This window comes from Acidimicrobiales bacterium, from assembly GCA_040219085.1.
In the GTDB taxonomy this organism is placed as follows: domain Bacteria; phylum Actinomycetota; class Acidimicrobiia; order Acidimicrobiales; family JAVJTC01; genus JAVJTC01.
Map to the genome: position 1 here is coordinate 1 of JAVJTC010000003.1, position 16,747 is coordinate 16,747.

19 protein-coding genes are annotated in these 16,747 nt (G+C 69.8%); 11 read left to right on the forward strand and 8 right to left on the reverse strand.

What is annotated here, in order from left to right; genetic code table 11:
• The 8 genes from RIE08_00790 to RIE08_00825 all read left to right on the forward strand — a co-directional run.
• A partial coding sequence (locus tag RIE08_00790) for a hypothetical protein (GenBank protein ID MEQ8716123.1) occupies positions 1-520 on the forward strand: 520 nt, incomplete at its 5' end.
• Positions 517-1,302: a hypothetical protein gene (locus tag RIE08_00795; protein ID MEQ8716124.1), complete on the forward strand. Its 786-nt coding sequence runs from the start codon at positions 517-519 to the stop codon at positions 1,300-1,302. The genes RIE08_00790 and RIE08_00795, both read left to right, overlap by 4 nt.
• Positions 1,299-2,603, forward strand: a complete 1,305-nt coding sequence (locus RIE08_00800; GenBank protein MEQ8716125.1) for a nickel-dependent hydrogenase large subunit — start codon at positions 1,299-1,301, stop codon at positions 2,601-2,603. Before RIE08_00795 ends, RIE08_00800 begins: the two co-directional genes overlap by 4 nt.
• Positions 2,600-3,067 carry a hydrogenase maturation protease gene (locus tag RIE08_00805; protein MEQ8716126.1) on the forward strand — a complete coding sequence of 156 codons (468 nt, stop codon included), beginning with the start codon at positions 2,600-2,602 and terminating at the stop codon, positions 3,065-3,067. The genes RIE08_00800 and RIE08_00805 overlap by 4 nt, the downstream gene beginning before the upstream one ends.
• The gene (locus tag RIE08_00810; GenBank protein MEQ8716127.1) at positions 3,054-3,293 is read left to right on the forward strand and encodes a HypC/HybG/HupF family hydrogenase formation chaperone; all 240 of its coding nucleotides are present in this window, start codon (positions 3,054-3,056) and stop codon (positions 3,291-3,293) included. Before RIE08_00805 ends, RIE08_00810 begins: the two co-directional genes overlap by 14 nt.
• Positions 3,290-4,225, forward strand: a complete 936-nt coding sequence (locus RIE08_00815; GenBank protein MEQ8716128.1) for an EamA family transporter — start codon at positions 3,290-3,292, stop codon at positions 4,223-4,225. Before RIE08_00810 ends, RIE08_00815 begins: the two co-directional genes overlap by 4 nt.
• Positions 4,222-5,016, forward strand: coding sequence for a DUF6390 family protein (locus tag RIE08_00820; protein MEQ8716129.1), 795 nt, complete (start codon positions 4,222-4,224; stop codon positions 5,014-5,016). Before RIE08_00815 ends, RIE08_00820 begins: the two co-directional genes overlap by 4 nt.
• A 116-nt stretch (positions 5,017-5,132) precedes the next feature.
• Positions 5,133-5,618: a hypothetical protein gene (locus RIE08_00825; protein ID MEQ8716130.1), complete on the forward strand. Its 486-nt coding sequence runs from the start codon at positions 5,133-5,135 to the stop codon at positions 5,616-5,618.
• On the opposite strand, the gene RIE08_00830 is transcribed toward RIE08_00825, so the two are convergent.
• The 7 genes from RIE08_00830 to RIE08_00860 form a co-directional block, all read right to left on the reverse strand.
• Positions 5,608-6,609 carry a carbon-nitrogen hydrolase family protein gene (locus RIE08_00830; protein ID MEQ8716131.1) on the reverse strand — a complete coding sequence of 334 codons (1,002 nt, stop codon included), beginning with the start codon at positions 6,607-6,609 and terminating at the stop codon, positions 5,608-5,610. The two genes, RIE08_00825 and RIE08_00830, sit on opposite strands and share 11 nt — an antisense overlap.
• Positions 6,606-7,262, reverse strand: coding sequence for a phosphoribosyltransferase family protein (locus RIE08_00835; protein ID MEQ8716132.1), 657 nt, complete (start codon positions 7,260-7,262; stop codon positions 6,606-6,608). Before RIE08_00835 ends, RIE08_00830 begins: the two co-directional genes overlap by 4 nt.
• On the reverse strand, positions 7,259-7,984 hold the full coding sequence (locus RIE08_00840; protein ID MEQ8716133.1) for a siderophore-interacting protein: 726 nt from the start codon (positions 7,982-7,984) through the stop codon (positions 7,259-7,261). Before RIE08_00840 ends, RIE08_00835 begins: the two co-directional genes overlap by 4 nt.
• Before the next feature lie 96 nt (positions 7,985-8,080).
• Positions 8,081-8,269, reverse strand: coding sequence for a ferredoxin (locus RIE08_00845; GenBank protein ID MEQ8716134.1), 189 nt, complete (start codon positions 8,267-8,269; stop codon positions 8,081-8,083).
• Between the two features lie 8 nt (positions 8,270-8,277).
• Positions 8,278-9,492, reverse strand: a complete 1,215-nt coding sequence (locus RIE08_00850; GenBank protein ID MEQ8716135.1) for a cytochrome P450 — start codon at positions 9,490-9,492, stop codon at positions 8,278-8,280.
• A 64-nt stretch (positions 9,493-9,556) separates the two neighbouring features.
• Positions 9,557-10,162, reverse strand: a complete 606-nt coding sequence (locus RIE08_00855) for a TetR/AcrR family transcriptional regulator (protein MEQ8716136.1) — start codon at positions 10,160-10,162, stop codon at positions 9,557-9,559.
• Complete coding sequence (locus tag RIE08_00860; protein MEQ8716137.1) at positions 10,163-11,353, reverse strand: cytochrome P450; 1,191 nt, start codon at positions 11,351-11,353, stop codon at positions 10,163-10,165. It abuts the gene before it with no gap.
• A gap of 180 nt (positions 11,354-11,533) precedes the next feature.
• On the opposite strand from RIE08_00860, the gene RIE08_00865 reads away from it, so the two are divergent.
• Positions 11,534-14,068 (forward strand): amino acid permease, encoded by a 2,535-nt coding sequence (locus RIE08_00865; protein ID MEQ8716138.1) that lies wholly within the window; start codon positions 11,534-11,536, stop codon positions 14,066-14,068.
• A 15-nt stretch (positions 14,069-14,083) separates the two neighbouring features.
• On the opposite strand, the gene RIE08_00870 is transcribed toward RIE08_00865, so the two are convergent.
• Positions 14,084-14,548 carry a hypothetical protein gene (locus RIE08_00870; protein ID MEQ8716139.1) on the reverse strand — a complete coding sequence of 155 codons (465 nt, stop codon included), beginning with the start codon at positions 14,546-14,548 and terminating at the stop codon, positions 14,084-14,086.
• A 129-nt stretch (positions 14,549-14,677) separates the two neighbouring features.
• Here RIE08_00870 and RIE08_00875 point away from each other — a divergent pair, with 129 nt between their 5' ends.
• Together RIE08_00875 and RIE08_00880 are read left to right on the forward strand one after the other, a co-directional pair.
• The gene (locus RIE08_00875; protein MEQ8716140.1) at positions 14,678-15,355 is read left to right on the forward strand and encodes a response regulator transcription factor; all 678 of its coding nucleotides are present in this window, start codon (positions 14,678-14,680) and stop codon (positions 15,353-15,355) included.
• Positions 15,356-15,359: 4 nt separating this feature from the next.
• Complete coding sequence (locus tag RIE08_00880; GenBank protein MEQ8716141.1) at positions 15,360-16,718, forward strand: ATP-binding protein; 1,359 nt, start codon at positions 15,360-15,362, stop codon at positions 16,716-16,718.
• Positions 16,719-16,747: the final 29 nt, after the last annotated feature.

Below are 16,747 nucleotides of genomic sequence, written 5' to 3' on the forward strand. Positions count from 1 at the left end.
GGATCTCGACGTCGCCCGCGGCTGCCACCTCGTCGTGGTCGCGGGAGGTCTCGGGCTCGCTCCGGTGCGTCCTGCGATCGAGGCGGCACTGGCGTCCGCGGGGAACTACCGGTCCATCACCGTCCTCGTCGGCGCCCGTACGCCCGAGGGGATCCTGTACACCGACGATCTCGCATCCTGGGCAGCCGGTGCCCGTGTCGCGTGCAGCGTGGATGTCGCCCGGACTCCGTGGGCCGGGACCGTCGGACCGGTGACAGCGCTCCTCGACGAGGCCGTGCGGGACCCGGCCGACACCCACGTCCTGATGTGTGGCCCGGAGATCATGATGCGCGTGGTCGGCGACGCCCTCGCCCTCGCCGAGGTCCCCGGCCGGCAGGTCCAACTCTCCCTGGAGCGGACGATGCACTGCGGTGTCGGACACTGCGGCCACTGCCAACTCGGGCCGATTCTGACCTGCGTGGACGGCCCGGTGACCACATGGACCCGCATTGCGGCAGTCCTGAGCGTGGCCCAGCGATGACCAGGCCACGCGTAGCCGTCTGGAAGTTCGCCAGCTGCGACGGTTGCCAGCTGACACTGCTGGACCGCGAGGACGATCTACTGGCCGTCGCCGACGCGGTGGATCTCGTGTACTTCCTGGAGGCGTCGTCAGCCCCTGATGACGGCGGCGACTTCGACCTCTCACTCGTCGAGGGTTCCGTGACCACCCCGGCGGACGTCGCGCGCATCGCCGAGATCCGGCGGAGATCCCGCTCCCTCATCACGATCGGTGCCTGCGCGACCGCCGGCGGGATCCAGGCCCTGCGCAACTTCGGCGACGTGCGTGAGCTCATGTCGATCGTCTACGCCACGCCGGCGTTCCTGGATGTCCTGGCCACAGCGACGCCCATCTCGGACCACGTGGCCGTCGACTTCGAGCTGCGCGGCTGCCCGATCGACGGCACACAACTCGTCGAGGTGATCAGCGCGTCCCTCGCCGGGCGCCGCCCTGTCATCGCGAGCCACAGCGTCTGTGTCGAATGCAAGCTGGCCGGCAACCCGTGCGTTCTCGTCGCGTCGGCCACGCCGTGCCTCGGCCCGGTCACCCACGCGGGATGCGGGGCGCTGTGCCCCGGCTACAACCGCGGCTGCTACGGCTGTTTCGGCCCCTCCGACAGCGCCACGACCGGACCGCTGACCGAGGTCCTGCGCGCCACCGGCCTCGACGACGCTGCGATCGCCCGGCTCTTCGCGACTTTCAACGCGTGGGCGCCGGGCTTCCGTGAGGTCGCAGTGGCTGCACCGGGAGGTGAACAGCGATGACCCACAAGGCACGGGGCGGACGACTGGTGGGCACCGAAGCTCTCGCACGCGTCGAGGGCGAGGGAGCGATGTACGTCGAGATCGACGGCGACGAGGTCCGCGACGTCCGACTCGACATCTACGAGCCACCCCGGTTCTACGAGGGGTTCCTGCGCGGGAGAGCCTGGTCGGAGCCGCCCGACATCACCGCGCGGATCTGCGGCATCTGCCCCGTCGCCTACCAGATGAGCGCATGCGCGGCGATCGAGGACGCGTTCGGCGTCGACGCCGGCGACCCGATCCGCCGGCTGCGGCGCCTTCTGTACGCCGGGGAGTGGATCGAGAGCCACACACTCCACATCCACTTCCTGCACGCTCCGGATTTCTTCGGCGTCGACAGCGGCATCGAGCTCGCCGCCATCGACCGCCCGGCGGTGGAGCGGGCACTCGAGTTGAAGAAGCTCGGCAACCGCATCGTCGAGCGGATCGGCGGAAGAGCCATCCATCCCGTGAACATCCGCGTCGGGGGTTTCCACCGGCTGCCGACGCGCCGCGAGATCGCCGAGACCCGCGAGGACATGGCACGCGCCACGGATCTCGCAGAGGCCGTCGTCGACTGGGTCTCGCGCTTCGACTTCCCGGACTTCGAGACGACCCACGAACTCGTCGCGGTGCAGGATCCGGCGGGGTACCCCGTGCTCGGGGACAGGATCGTCTCGGACCGTGGACTCGACATCGCTGTGGGCGACTTCGACGACCACGTCGTCGAGACCCATGTCCCCCACTCGACCGCGCTGCACGCGCACCTCGTCGAGCGCGGCGAGTACCTGGTCGGCCCGCTCGCGCGCTACAGCCTCGCATCGGCCGCCCTGGCTCCCCGCGCCGCTGCGGCCGCCCGAGCCGCGGGCCTGGGCACCCGATGCCGCAACCCCTTCCGCAGCATCGTCGTGCGCGCCGTCGAGACCCTGCACGCATGTGAGATCGCACTCGATGTCGTCGAGGACTACATCGAGCCTCCCGCCGCCCATGCGGTGGTGGAGCCCCGCGCCGGCGTCGGGCACGGCGTGACCGAAGCTCCCCGGGGCCTGCTGTATCACCGTTACGCCTTCGACGCCGAGGGAACGATCACCGACGTATCGATCGTCCCGCCGACCTCTCAGAACCAGGCCGCCATCGAACACGACCTGTGGCACTTCGTCGAGGACAACCTGGATCTCGGCGACGACGAACTGCGTCGCAGCGCCGAGGTCACGATCCGCAACCACGACCCCTGCATCTCGTGCGCGACCCACTTCCTCGACCTGACGGTCGTGCGGTCATGAGACCCGTCGTCATCGGGGTCGGCAACCGCTGGCGGGGCGACGACGGCGTCGGCCCGGCCGTGATCGACCTGTTGCGTGCCGACGGTCGGCTGGACACAACCGTTGCGGATCTCGCCGAACTGGACGGCGAGGCGACGCGGCTGGTCGACGCGATGGCGCACCGCTCCCTCGCTGTGGTCGTCGACGCCATGCGGTCCGGCGCAGCGCCGGGCACCGTACGGTCCCTGGTGGCTGGTGAGGTTGACCTGCCCACCACGACGTCGCTCAGCAGCCATGGCGCCGGGGTCGCGCATGCGGCGGGACTGGCCGCCGCCCTCGACCGGATGCCGGACCGACTCGTCGTGATCGGCGTGGAGATATCGGCGACCGCCGACGAGGGCCCGCTGTCGGCCGAAGTGACAGCCGCTCTTCCCGAGGCGGCGGCTCGCGTCGTCGAGGAGGTTCGACGCCATGTGTCTCGCTGACGTCGGGCGCGTGAGCACCGTGAGCGACGACGGCAAAACGGCGACCATCGTCATCGGCGACCACGACCGCAGGATCTCGCTCGCGCTTCTCGTCGTCGACGGTGTCACCGTCGCTCCCGGCGACTGGCTCGCGTGCCATCTGGGGCTGGCGACGCACCGCGTCAGTCCCACCGAGGCCGCCTCGATCGCCGCGGCCCGACAAGACGACCACAGGAGGTCGACGTGAAGACGATCGCCGGGAACATCAGAACACCCGCCCGCTGCGGCGGCCACGGGCTCGCCGCCACTGCAGCCGTCGTCTCGGGCATCGCGGTCTACACCAACGGGATCGCCGTGCGCCGCTTCGGCGACGCGACGAACTACACGACGGCCAAGAACCTCGTCGCGGCGCTGGTTCTCGTCTTCGTCGCGGTCGTCGCGCACGGGGCACGCGGGACCCGCGTCGCGATCACCACCGCCCCGAAGGCGGGCATCGCTGCCGTGGCCGTGGCCGGCAGCGTCCCGTTCGTCCTGTTCTTCGAAGGGCTGTCACGCGTGAACAGCACCGACGCGGCGTTCCTCCACAAGACCCTCGTCGTGTGGGTGGCGATCGGCGCCGTCGCCGTGCTCGGCGAGCGCCTCCGGTGGCACCACCTCGTTGCGATCGTCGCCATCGGTTGGGGTCAACACGAACTCGTCGGTGGGTTCGGCCTCGGTGATCCCGGGTCCGGTGAGACGCTCATAACCGCGGCCACCGTGATCTGGGCCGTCGAGGTGGTCGTGACGAAGCGCATGCTCGCGACGACGCCAGCCGCCGCCGTGAGTGCGGCCCGGATGGGCGGGGGTGCCATCGTGCTGCTCACCTGGGCGGCGCTGCGGGGCGCCCTCGGCGACGTGGTCGCGATCGGCTGGAGCGGCCTGGGGTGGGTGGTGCTCACAGGCGTCGTTCTCGCGGCGTTCGTGGCCCTGTGGCACCGGGCACTGGCGGTGGCCCCCGCGATCGACGTCACGGCAATCCTCGCCGGCGGCGCCGTCGTGACGGCCCTTCTGAACGGAGCGTCGGGGCGGGCCTCGATCGGTCCGGCGGCGCTCGGTCTGGCACTCGTCGCCGCCGGTGCGCTGATGGTCGCCGTTCAGATGCGCCCCACCGCGACCCCGAGCGGCGCGGCGGCGCGATGAGCGTCGCCGGCGCAATGATGTTCGCCCGGTTTGCCGCACCGCCGAACGGACACGGGTACTGCGGTCCCGACGCCCATGACACTCTGGCGGCCTACGCCTCGGGCGAGATCGCCCCCGACGCCGGCCTGCGCGAGCTCGCCACGGCCTTCGAGGGGGCCTGGCCGTGGCTCGAGCTGCTCGCGGGCGCAGGTCACGCCGACCCTCTCGACGAGCGGGTGGTCGAGGCCTACTGGCTCGGCAACGACCTCATCACGAACGTCGCCGCCAACGACCTGGGGAACCACCTGGTCGACCGCTTCCACGGGCGCGCCGGCGACCGTCACGACCACGTCGTCGCCGGTGTCGGAACCGGTGCGGTCGCCAATCACGCCTTCCACGTGTTCGGCGTCTACCCGTGGGTGGGCCTCCTGCGCGACGGACGCGGTGGCGAGATCGCTCTGGGCGTACTCGAGTCCTGCCGGGTGTCGTGGGGCCGGGTGATCTCGTTGGACGGTGACAGCGCAGTTGTCATGGCTGCACCGCTGTGTTGGGACGGGACGAGCCTGTCGCTGGGGACGCCACGGCCGCGGACGGTTCGGACCGGCGGAAGCGGCTTCGACATCGCCGGCAACGACGGCGACGGCGACGGCAGCAGCTACCCCGGCCGACCCCTGAGCGTCGGATCGACCGTCGCCCTGCACTGGGACACGATCTGCGCCACCCTCACTCCCCGGCGTCTCGGCTGGCTGCGTGCGGTGACCCATGGCCAGATCGCCCTGGCGAACACGACGGGGATCGCTGCGGTGCTGTGAGCGCCGGGCCACCCGTCCCGGTGACGTAGGACCCTTGCCGGCGGTCTGCGCCGGCCCGATAGTCGGTTCCAGCGGCGTTCTCCGGGACCGCCCCGGACGCGAGCGGGAGTGAGCGGGTGAAGGCGACGACCACCAGACCACTGATCATCGGTGTCGGAGACAGATGGCGCGGCGACGAAGGCGTCGGACCTGCCGTGATCGCTGAACTGCGCGGCACGATGAGCGGCACCGACCTCTCCGAGACCGCCGACGACCTACACCGGCTGCAACTCCTGTGGGCCGGTCGTCCCCTCGCCGTGATCGTCGCCGGCATGCGCGGCGGAGGGCCCCGGGGCCGTATCCGCCGGGTGGCGGTTCCGATGAGCGACGAGACGGACGAGTTCGACGAGGCGCTCAGGCTCGTGGAGCCGTTCGGACCCGGCGTCGTCGCGCTCTGCACCCGGACGAGGCCGCTCGCATCCACGCCGCCACGAGTCGTGTTCATCGGTGTCGAGATCGGACCCGCCTACGACGGACTCGGACTGTCGCTGCTCGTCGCCGACGCCGTACCCGAGGTGGTTGCGCGCTGCCAGGCCGAGATCGCCGCTTTCGTCACGATCTGACGGGGTCGGAAGCTGCGCCGTCTCCGGGGCCGTCACCCGGACCGCCAACCTCACCGGAGTCCCGGTAGGTCGCAGCCGAACGCGACGAACGGTCGACGACCAGGCGCAGCACGTCGGGCCGGGCGTAGTGCCCCACCGCGTCGAAGTGCCGACGCTGCCTGCGGGGCGCTGCGGTGTCGAGGTCGGCGTAGACGATTCCCTCCTCACCGGTCAGCGGGCCGGCGACGATCGCTCCACCCGCGCCGACGATCGTCGTGTTCCCCCGTGACATGACGTCCTCGTCGCCGCCGTAGATCTCGTCGCGACCCTCGATGTCGTCGGGAACGTCGGATCCCCGCAGGAACGGCGTGACGCCGATCACATGACAGCCGCCCTCCTTCGCGATGTGGCGCAGCGTCGGGACCCACTCCTCGCTGTTGTCCCAGGTCGGCGCCACATGGATGTCGATCCCCTGCCCGTAGAGGGCAGCGCGGGCCAGTGGCATGTAGTTCTCCCAGCAGATGAGCCCACCGAGGTTGCCGAACGGCGTCTCATACACCCGCAGGCCGGATCCGTCGCCGGTACCCCACACGAGCCGCTCCCCGCCGGTCGGCATGAGTTTGCGGTGGCGGCCGATGAGCTCGCCATGAGGGTCGATGAACAACAGCGTGTTGTAGATGGTCCCGCCGGCGGCATCGATCTCGTTGACACCGATGGCCACGTACGTGCCCGCTGCGCGCGCCGCCTCTGCGAGCACCTCGGTGCTCGGACCGGGAATGGCGACGGCATTGTCGTGGAGCCGGTCGTACCACGCGGCCGGGCCGTCGGCCCACGGGCGGGTGCGCCACACCCAGTCCGGGTAGGCGGGGATGAACGCCTCGGGGAAGACGACGAGGTCCGCTCCGTTGGCGGCCGCGTCGGCCAGGAGATCGCACGCCTTGGCGGTGGTGGCCTCGCGGTCGAGGAAGACGGGAGTCGCCTGAACTGCAGCGACCTTTACGGTCTGGATCATCGGGTGCCTCCCGGCGATGTGAGTGCGGCGACGACCTCGTCGTCGCTGACCTGGGTGAAATCCGCGTAGAACTGACCCACCGCACCGAAGTCGAGAGGCTCGTAGACGGCGACGTAGTCGTCGGCCGTGGGACCGAGCCGATCGGTCCATCCCGCCGGGGCCACAGGCACCGCCAGAACGACCCGACGTGCGCCTTCCGCCCGGGCGACCGAGCACGCAGCGCGCGCGGTCGAACCGGTGGCGAGTCCGTCGTCGACGATCACGATGGTGCGACCCCGGAGCCGCCGCCGGCGTATCGAGCCACGTAGACGCTGCGACCTCGCGGCGAGCTCGCCACGCTCGCGTGCCTCGACCGCCGCGAGGGCTTCCTCGGACACGTGGGCCATGGCCAGCATCTCCGCGTCCACGATCGTGACGTAGTCCTCGCCGATTGCGCCCATGGCCAGTTCGGGCTGTCCGGGGACGCCGAGCTTGCGCACCAGGATCACGTCGAGGGGCGCCGCGAGGATCTGCGCGACCTCGGCTGCGACGGGGACCCCACCCCTCGGGAGGCCGACGACGAGCGGTTCGATCAGATTGGAGCGGCCCGCCAGCAGCTCCCCGAGCCGACGCCCGGCATCGGCGCGGTCGAGGAAGCCCGGCGCGCCCGTCACGTGGCCGACCGACCCTTCTTCCAGTAGCCCCGTACGGTCGCATCTGACCGCGACAGTCCGCGCACTTCGAAGAAGTGCTTGCGGATGCGCTGGACCCCGGCGGCCTCCCCTGCGACCCAGATCGCGCCGGGGAGCTGATCGGTGGATTCGATCGCCGCCAGCAGCGCATCGCCCGGCTGCGCATCTTCGGCGAGTTCGTGCCAACGGATCGTCGCACCGCCGTGGGTCGGAAGGTCGATACGACCAGAGGCGTCCGCGATCTCGACGTGCACCGTGACCGGGACCTCCGGGGGGAGGACTTCCAGGAGCTGGCTCATCGCAGGTATCGCGGTCTCGTCGCCGGCCAGCAGATGGGCTGACGACGGGTCCACCTCGTAGCCACGCCCCGGGCCCGACACGGCGATCTCCGAACCCCGTCGGGCGCCGCTGACCCAGTCCGATGCCGCCCCGCTGCCGTGCACGACGAAGTCGACCGTCAGCTCGAGCGCCTCGGCATCCATGTGGCGGGGGGTGAATGTGCGGATCGGCGCGCGTTCACCGTCGGGCAACTCGAACTGGTTGCCCGTCCAGGTGGGCATGACGATCGCGTCCGCGCCGCGCGGAGGAAGCAGGAGCCGCACGCTCGCTGCTGGCTCTGTGATCTCGAGACCGTCGAGCTCGGTGCCGCCGAGGACGACCCGCCGCATGCGCGGGCCGAGGTCCTCGACCGAACGGACGGTCACCCGCCGGAACGGTGGAGGCTCCCGTCGCGTGGGAATACGGTCCTTGTCGACCATCGGCGCCTCTCGTCGTGGGACACCTCGCAGGTTAGAGCGCCATCACCGCTCCCGGACCGTGAGGGCGCGCTCGGGGCAGCTGTCGACAGCCCGCTGCGCCGCCTCCGTCTGTGCAGCGGCAACCTCGGCGACCTCGCCCCGGGCCGCGTTGTACCCCTCGTCATCGGGTTCGAACACCTCAGGGGCATGCGCGTAGCAACGGCCGTGTCCGGTACAGAGGTCTGCGTCCACCGCGACCCTCATGCCGACGCCGGATCGAAGACGAGCTGGACGTTCTTCATGGTCCGCAGCTGACCCGTCTCATACGACGGCGACGACCCGGGCGCGACGGAGAACTCCGGGATGCGCCTGAGCATCTCCTCGATGGTCACCGTGAGCTCGAGCCGCGCGAGATGCGAGCCGATGCAGCGGTGCACGCCGATGCCGAAGGTCGAGTGCAGGATCGACTCGCGGCGGATGTCGATCGTGGTGGGATCCTCGACCACCTCCGGATCCCGCGACGCCGAGGCGTAGTTCAACAGAACCCAGTCCCCCTCGCTCAGGTCCTCACCCGCCACCTCGACGTCGGCGGTCACGTGGCGGGCGACGGCGATGACCGGCGGGAACACTCGGATGAACTCCTCGACGGCCGCGGGAATCAGGCTCGGGTCCTCGACGAGTGCCTGCCGGTCGGCAGGGTTCAGGGCGAGGTGATGGATGGCGGCGGACATGACGTGGGTGGTGGTCGCCAGGCCTCCGTAGACGAGGTCCACCAGGACGCTGATCCGGTCCTCCCACGGTGCCGGCTCGCCGTCCTTGTCCACGCCGGCGACGATGAGGTCGACGACATCACCGCGTGGGCCCTCGTCTCGACGGGCGGCCAGGTAGTCGCCGATGTAGTTGTAGACCTCGACGAAGGACGGTCCGCGCTCCTCGAGAGGACCGAAGGTGCCGATGTCGAGGGTCTCGAACAGCCAGGGCAGGTCCTCGACCGGGACGGGGATGATGCAGTTGAACAGGACCATCCCGGGCAACTGGGCGGCGAAGTCGCCGACGAACTCACACGAGCCCGTCGCAGCGAATGCGTCGATGAGCTCGTTCGCGTACTGGCGGGCGGGGGCCTCGTAGCTCGCGATCGTCGTCGGGCTGAGGAAGGGGTTCAGGGCGCGGCGCCAGGTGTCGTGGTAGGGCGGATCGCACTCCTCGGGAAGGATGAGGACGGCCCCCTCCGGGCGGTTGACCATGTAGCCGCCCGCACTGGAGAACGTCTCCCAGTCCTGGGCGCACCGCTTGACGTCCTCGTAGCGGTTGAACACCGTGTAGCCGTGCCCGACCGTGCTGTGGGCCACCGGGCACTTCGCCAACAACGCGTCGAGGGTCTCCTCGAGGCTGTCGTTGAGGCTCGGGTCCTCGATGTGGAAGTCCGTCCCCATGTCGCGTCCGTCGGCGCCGACGACGCCTGTACCGTCCCCCATCTTCGCTTCCGCTCGTGTCGTGGTCGGGCCGTTGTCGGCCCTGGTCGAATGTGTCGACCCGCCGTCACCGGCCGGGTCGCAGTCCCCTCTCGGCGGCGACCGCCGCGAGCGTGACGTCGAAGGTCGCCCTGACGAGGTCGACCAACTCACGCGTGAGGGGCTCCGCGACGATCAGCGACCGGTAGATCAACAGGCCGGGACCGAGGTCTGCGAGCAGCCTGACGGTCTCGTCGTCCGCATAGTCGCCGAGGACGTCGCGGACGTGTCTGCGCAGAGCGCGCCGGTAGGGCTCGATGGCATGGGTGCGCACGACCGCCGCCACCTCGGGGTCCGATTCCATCGCGGAGATGACGCCCGGGTAGAAAGGCCGCTCGGCGCCGCCGAGGGTCTCGAAGAGACGCTCGAGAACGTCCGTGTACGACGGCGCCGGGTCCTGGGCCGCGTCGTCGTCGGGGACCAGGAGTGCGGCGATCGCCGCGGCGACGAGCTCGGACTTCGAGTTCCAGCGGCGGTAGATGGTCGACAGGCCCACGCTCGCCCGCCGGGCGACGGCCTCCATCGTCAACTGGTCGAAACCGACCTCGGCGAACAACTCGATCGTGGCGTCGACGATGGCGACGTCACGGGTCGGGTCGAGTGGGCGCCCCCTGCGGGTGTCCGTGTCCGCCACCTAGAAGGTCACCGGCAGGGTGCGCGCGCCCCGGATCCACAGGGTGGGCAGCCAGTCGGTGTCGGCGTTCACCCGCGCGATGTCGGGCATCCGCTCGAGGATCTTCGTCAGTGCGACTGCGGCCATCCGCCGACCGATCGATGCACCCGGGCAGTAATGGGGGCCGTGCGCGAAGGAGAGGTGGCCGTCGGTGTTGCGGTCGATGTCGAAGACATCGGGGTTGGGGAAACGGCGCTCGTCGCGGTTGGCGGACGAGATGTAGGACAGGACGAAAGAGTTCTCCGGGATGGTGACACCGTGCAGGTCGATCTCCTGAGCCGCCGTCTGGAAGACGAGGTGCACGGGTGACCAGAAGCGCAGCGACTCCTCGACCACCTTCGGGACGAGGGACAGATCAGCCTTCACCCGCGCCATGAGGTCGGGCTCCTCGAACAGCGCGATGAGTGAGTTGCCGATCAGGTGCGACGGCGTCTCGGATCCACCGAAGTGGGTGAGGATCACCACGCTCAGCACCTCGAGGGGTGAGAGCGTCTCCTCGTCGACCTCGGCCCGGACGAGCATGGAGATGAAGTCGTCGGTCGGGTTGGCCCGGCGGTCCGCGATGACTGTCTCGAGGTACTCGCGCAGACTGGCGACGCTCGCACGGATGCGGGTGACCTCGTCGTCGGCCAGCGCGGCGCGGTTGGCGGCGTTCAACAGGTCCGCGGTCCAGTGCTTGAAGTTCTCACGCTGGGACGCGTCGACCCCGATCATCTCGGCTGTCACGCTGACCGGCACGTAGGCGGCGAAGTCTCCGACGAAGTCGAAGCTGCGGTCCGGCCGGTCCATCAGGTCGTCGATCAGTCCGTCGACGATCTCGTGCACCTTGGGCTCCATGGCCCTTGTGATCGACGGCTTGAAGCCCTCGGCGGCGAGCTTGCGCAGCCGGGTGTGTTCGGGCGGATCCATCGCGATGATCGACGGCACCTCGGGTACCGGGTCTAGGTCGCCGAAGGCCTGGGCGATGAAGTCACGTGCCGAGTACTGCTCGGGGTGAAGGAACGTGTTCTTGCAGTCCTCGTAGCGGGTGAGCGCGTACGCGCCCACCGGCTCGATGAAGTAGACCGGCGCCTCGTCCCGCAACCGCCGGTAGTGAGGGTAGGGATCCACCTGGACCTCGAGCCTGGTCGGGTCGAAAAGCACGTCGGTCATCGGAGTCCCCCGGAGTGTCCACCCGCTGCTGTCGCGGCGTACCTGAGACACTAGCCATTAACCGGGAACTATCAATACCGTAATTAGGGACAGGGCGGACACCGCTGGCGGCGGGGCTCCGGCTGACATCGCGCGTGGAGGGACCCGGTCCACCCCCTCCACCGGCAATAGTGTGCGGACATGACGGGCGCGACCGAGGAGCAACAGGGAGGGCTCGGCACCTTCGGAGGCGTCTTCACGCCGAGCATCCTGACGATCCTCGGCCTGGTGCTGTTTCTGCGGGTGCCCTACGTCGTGGGCAGCGTCGGCCTGTTCCAGTCGCTCATCATTCTCGGCCTGGCGACGCTGGTCTCGGTCCTCACGACGATCTCACTGGCAACGGTCGCGACGAACCTCAAGGTCCGCGGCGGCGGCGAGTACTTCTTGATCTCGCGAACCCTCGGCGTCGAGTTCGGCGGGGCGGTCGGCGTGGTGTTGTACCTGGCGATCTCGGTTTCGGTCGCGTTCTACGCCATCGGCTTCGCCGAGGCGGCAGCCGGTGCGTTCGACCGCGACGCCGCGTCGGTGATCCAGTCCGTCGCGGTCGCCCTGATCGTCGTGCTGATCGGCGTGGCGATCATCGGCTCGGACCTCGCCACCCGTCTCCAGTACGTCGTGATGGCACTTCTCGTGATGTCGCTGGTGTCGTTCTTCGTCGGCGCCGGCCGCGACTTCGACGCGGATCTGCTGTCGGAGAACTTCGACAAGCCCGACAACGGGACCGGTTTCTGGGAGGCGTTCGCGATCTTCTTCCCGGCCGTCACGGGCTTCAGCCAGGGGGTCGCGATGTCCGGCGACCTCCGCTCCCCCAGCCGTTCGATCACACGGGGGACCTTCGCCGCCGTCGGCGTCTCGACCATCGTCTACGTCGCAGCGATCATCGTCCTCGCCGGATCGGCTCCGGCGGCGACGCTCGTCGACGAGACCACGACGATCATGGGCGACGTGTCGCTCGCCGCGTGGACGATCCTCGTCGGCGTGCTCGCGGCGACGCTGTCGTCGGCACTCGCATCGTCGCTCGGCGGGCCACGGGTCCTGCAGCAGTTGGCCAAGGACCGTGTCCTGCCCGGGATCGCCCCCTTCGCGGCGGGGGCCGGACCGATGAGAAACCCCCGCCGCGCCGCCCTGATCACGGCGCTGATCGCGGTGATCGTGGCGGCACTGGGCGACCTCAACGCCGTCGCCCCGATCATCTCGATGTTCTTCCTCGCCAGCTACGGCCTCATCAACTACGCGACCTACTTCGAGATCCGGGCCGCCAGCACGTCGTTCCGCCCTCGGTTCCGTTGGTACGACCGTCGGGTGAGCCTGGCCGGCACGGCGGCGTGCGGCGCGGCCATCGTGGCGATCAACCCCATCGCCGGTGCCGCCGCCGGCGTCGTGCTGGTGGGCCTCTACCTCTATCTCCGGCGGCGGGACACCCCCGACAGGTGGAGCGACAGCGCAGGCGCCTACCACTTCACCCAGGCGCGCAAGCACCTGCGCCGCCTCGACGACCACCCCCGGACGCGTGACTGGCGCCCGTGCATGCTCGTTTTCGTGCCGAGGGATCCCGAGCTGCGGAGCCGCATGCTCAAGGTCGCATCCTGGATGGAAGGTGACGTCGGCTACATGACGGCCGTGCGCGTCGTCGAGGGTGACGATCCCCGCCGACGACGACATGCCGCGGAGGTGGAGGCCGATCTGCGCCGTGAGCTCGACGACTCGGCACCGGGTAGCTACGCCCGGGTTCTCGCCACCCAGGAGATCGACGTCGCAGTCCCGGCTCTGGTGCAGGCGCACGGGATCGGCGACATCCGCGCGAACCTCGCAGTCTTCGGCGTACGGGACCTCCGCAGCACCGACGGGGACGGCGAGGCGTACGGACAGATGCTGCACGGCTGCGCCCGCCAGGGCACCAACGTGGTGATCACCAACGTGGATCGCCACGGGTGGGAGGTCTTCGAGTCCACCGCCCCCCGTGACCGCACGATCGGGCTGTGGTGGTCCGACGATCAGGTCGGGCAGTTGATCACGCTCATCGCCTGGCTGTGCAAGCGCGACCCGGCGTGGAGCGACGCCCGCGTCATCGCCCATGTTCCGGCCGGCGAGCAGCCCGACGAGAGAGCCCGGGTGGAGTCGCTGCTGGAGGCGGCGCGGATCCGTGCCGACGTCGTGGAGGTCGAGCCCACAGCGGCTGCGCTCGCGGACGCCCTCGGCTCGACGACGCTGGCATTGGCTCCGCTGCGGATCCGCCGGGGACGCGCCCTCGGACCGTTCGGGTCACCGCTCGGCATGCTCCTCGAGAGCCTGCCGATCGCGATCATGACGCTCGCCACTGAGTTCCTGGACCTCGACGCGGAGCCCGATGATGAACTCGAGGAACTGGCGGAGCTGCGCGAACAGGTCGAACGCACCCGCAGATGGGTGAGGGAACTCGACACTGAGGCGTCGGCGAGACTCGTCGAGACGGAGAGCCGGCGGATCGCTCTGGACGCGGCCGACGACGATGACGACCGCGACCGTCTGCGGGACGCGGTGGCCGAGGCGGAGAGAGAGGCGACGGCCGCTTTCCGGCGCTACCTGGACGCCAAGACGCGCCTCGAGGCCGTCGAACGCAGGTTCCACGAGATGTCGCCAGGTGCCGGACCGTCGGACCTCGATCCCGCCGTGTGGCGAAGTTCGTCCCGCGACTGAGCCGGCCGGTCGGGCTCAGCGCGGGTAGCCCAGCTGCTCGGCGAGGGGCCCGAGGGCCTCATCGAGACGTCCACGGACCTCAGCGGACAGTTCGTCGCGCCAGGACCCGACCATCCCCCGCCTGAACGTCCCCGTGCCGCCGGGAACCATCTCCGCGATCTGGCGGGCGCGTCGCGGTGTGACCGTGATTCCGAGTTCCGTCGCGAGCCTGGTCACGGCTCCGGGGGCGAGCTCACCGACGAGGTCCTCGAATCGCGCGGTCACGGTGCCGGGGCGCTCACGCCACTGCAGGCTGCGATCCATCTGCTCTGCGACACCGTTGACCCGACTCCCTCCGAGGTCCCCGCCGACCGCAGCGAGCACGGCCCGCTCGCCCAGCGACATGTCGGCCGCCAACCGGCGATTGCGGTGATTCGCCCGCGCGTCGGTCCACCAGTGGGCCGGCTGGACGTGGGAGCGCTCCGTCGAACATGTGGTCACGGCGCTGCAGGAGCTGACACGCCGCTGACCCGTCAGGTGGGAGTCAGGTCGCTCCTGGTTGGGTGGGGCGATGGCGTTCGATCTGGTAGCGGCTGGCACCTCTACGATCGCGCAGGGGCGGTCCGTGCCATGAAGCTGCTGTTGATCGAGGACGACAAGAAGATCGCCACCGCTGTCACGCGCGGCCTCCAAGGCGAGGGTTTCAACGTCACCGTCGCCTACGACGGCGTCGCCGGACTGTGGAAGGCGATCGAGAGCACCTACGACGCGGTCATCGTGGACCTGATGCTCCCCGGCAGGAACGGTTTCCAGATCTGCAGCGAGCTACGCAAGGCCGGCGACTGGACACCCATCCTGGTGCTGACGGCGAAGGACGGCGACCTCGACGAGGCCGAGGCGCTGGACACCGGCGCGGACGACTATCTGACCAAGCCGTTCTCGTTCCCGGTCCTGGTTGCACACCTGCGCGCACTTCTGCGGCGTGCGGGCGGGCAGGAACCCGTCGCGCTCGAGGTGGGCGATCTGCGCATCGACCCCGGGCAGCGTCGCGTCTGGCGGGGCGACGAGGAGGTGGACGTCACGACCCGTCAGTTCGACGTCCTCGAGTTCCTCGTGCGCCGGGCGGGTCAGGTCCTGTCCAAGGCGGAGATCCTCGCGGGGGTGTGGGACCTCGACTTCGACGGTGATCCGAACATCGTCGAGGTCTACATCCGCCGCCTGCGCACGCGGATCGACGAGCCGTTCGGACGCAGCGCCATCCAGACCGTGCGCGGCGCGGGGTACCGACTCGCCACGAACGGCGGCTAGCGACGTGCCCAGCCTGCGCGCCAGGACCTCGACGATCCGCTTCCGCATCACCGTGATCGCCGGCCTGCTCGTGGCGATCGTTCTCACGGCGAGCGCGATCGGACTCGTCGTCCTCCAGCGCCAGCAACTCATGCACAACCTCGACGCGTCCCTCGAGCAGCGCTCCGACCAACTCGGCGAGATCCTCGTCGAGGGCGGTGAGCCGTCGCTGGTCGTCGCGAACAGCAACGACGAGGACCGGGCCGCACAGGTCATGGACCCGGCCGGCACGGTTCTCGCCGCCACGACCAACCTCGAGGGCGAAGCCCCCATCGCCACTCTGGCCGCCGACGAGGACCAGCGGCTGCGCACTGTCAGCGATCTTCCGCTCGAAGACGACACCTACCGGACGTTGTCGAGGCGGGTCGAGACCCCGTCGGGAACGCTGGTGTTGAACGTCGCCGAGAACATCGACGACCTGCGCGACGCCATCCGTGGGCTCACCTGGGCCCTGTCGATCGCCGTGCCGGGCGTCGTGATCTTCGTCATGAGCCTCGTGTGGTGGCTGGTGGGACGGACCCTGCGTCCGGTGGAGAGCCTCCGGGCGGAGGTGACCGCGATCACCGACACGAGTACCGAGCGGCGCGTTCCGGTACCGCCTCACGACGACGAGATCAGCCGCCTCGCGACCACGATGAACGCGATGCTGGACCGACTCGCGGAGGCAGGAGAGAACCAACGACGCTTCGTCGCCGACGCGTCCCATGAGCTGCGTAGTCCGCTCACCCGCATCCGCACTGAGCTCGAGGTGGATCTCAACCAACCCGAACGCGCCGACCTCGCAGCGACCCACGGCCTCGTCCTGGAAGAGACCGTTGCACTGCAACAACTCGTCGACGACCTGCTCTACCTCGCCCGCGCCGACGCGAACGCCGCGCCACTGCGCCGCCGACCGACCGATCTCGACGACATCGTCCTCAGCGAGGTGCGGCGGGTCCGCGAGGGGCAGGCCGTCACGATCGATGCCGCCGGTGTCACCGCGGCCCACGCGGAAGTCGACCCCGGCCAGACCACCCGGGTAGTGCGCAACCTGCTCGACAACGCGATCCGGCACGCGACGTCCTCGGTGAAGGTCCAACTTCGGGAGCTCGACGGGGCTGTGGAGCTGCGGATCACCGACGACGGGCCGGGCGTGCCGGCCGGGCGACGCGAGGACGTGTTCGCCCGGTTCGCCCGCCTCGACGACGCCCGGGCTCGCGACGAGGGCGGCACCGGCCTGGGCCTCGCCATCAGCCGTGAGATCGCGGTACGTCACGGTGGTTCCCTGGTCATCGACCCCGACCACCGCGGCGGAGCATCCTTCGTCCTCACCCTGCCCCGCTGACCCGATTCCGCCATTCCGGCGGTACCGGG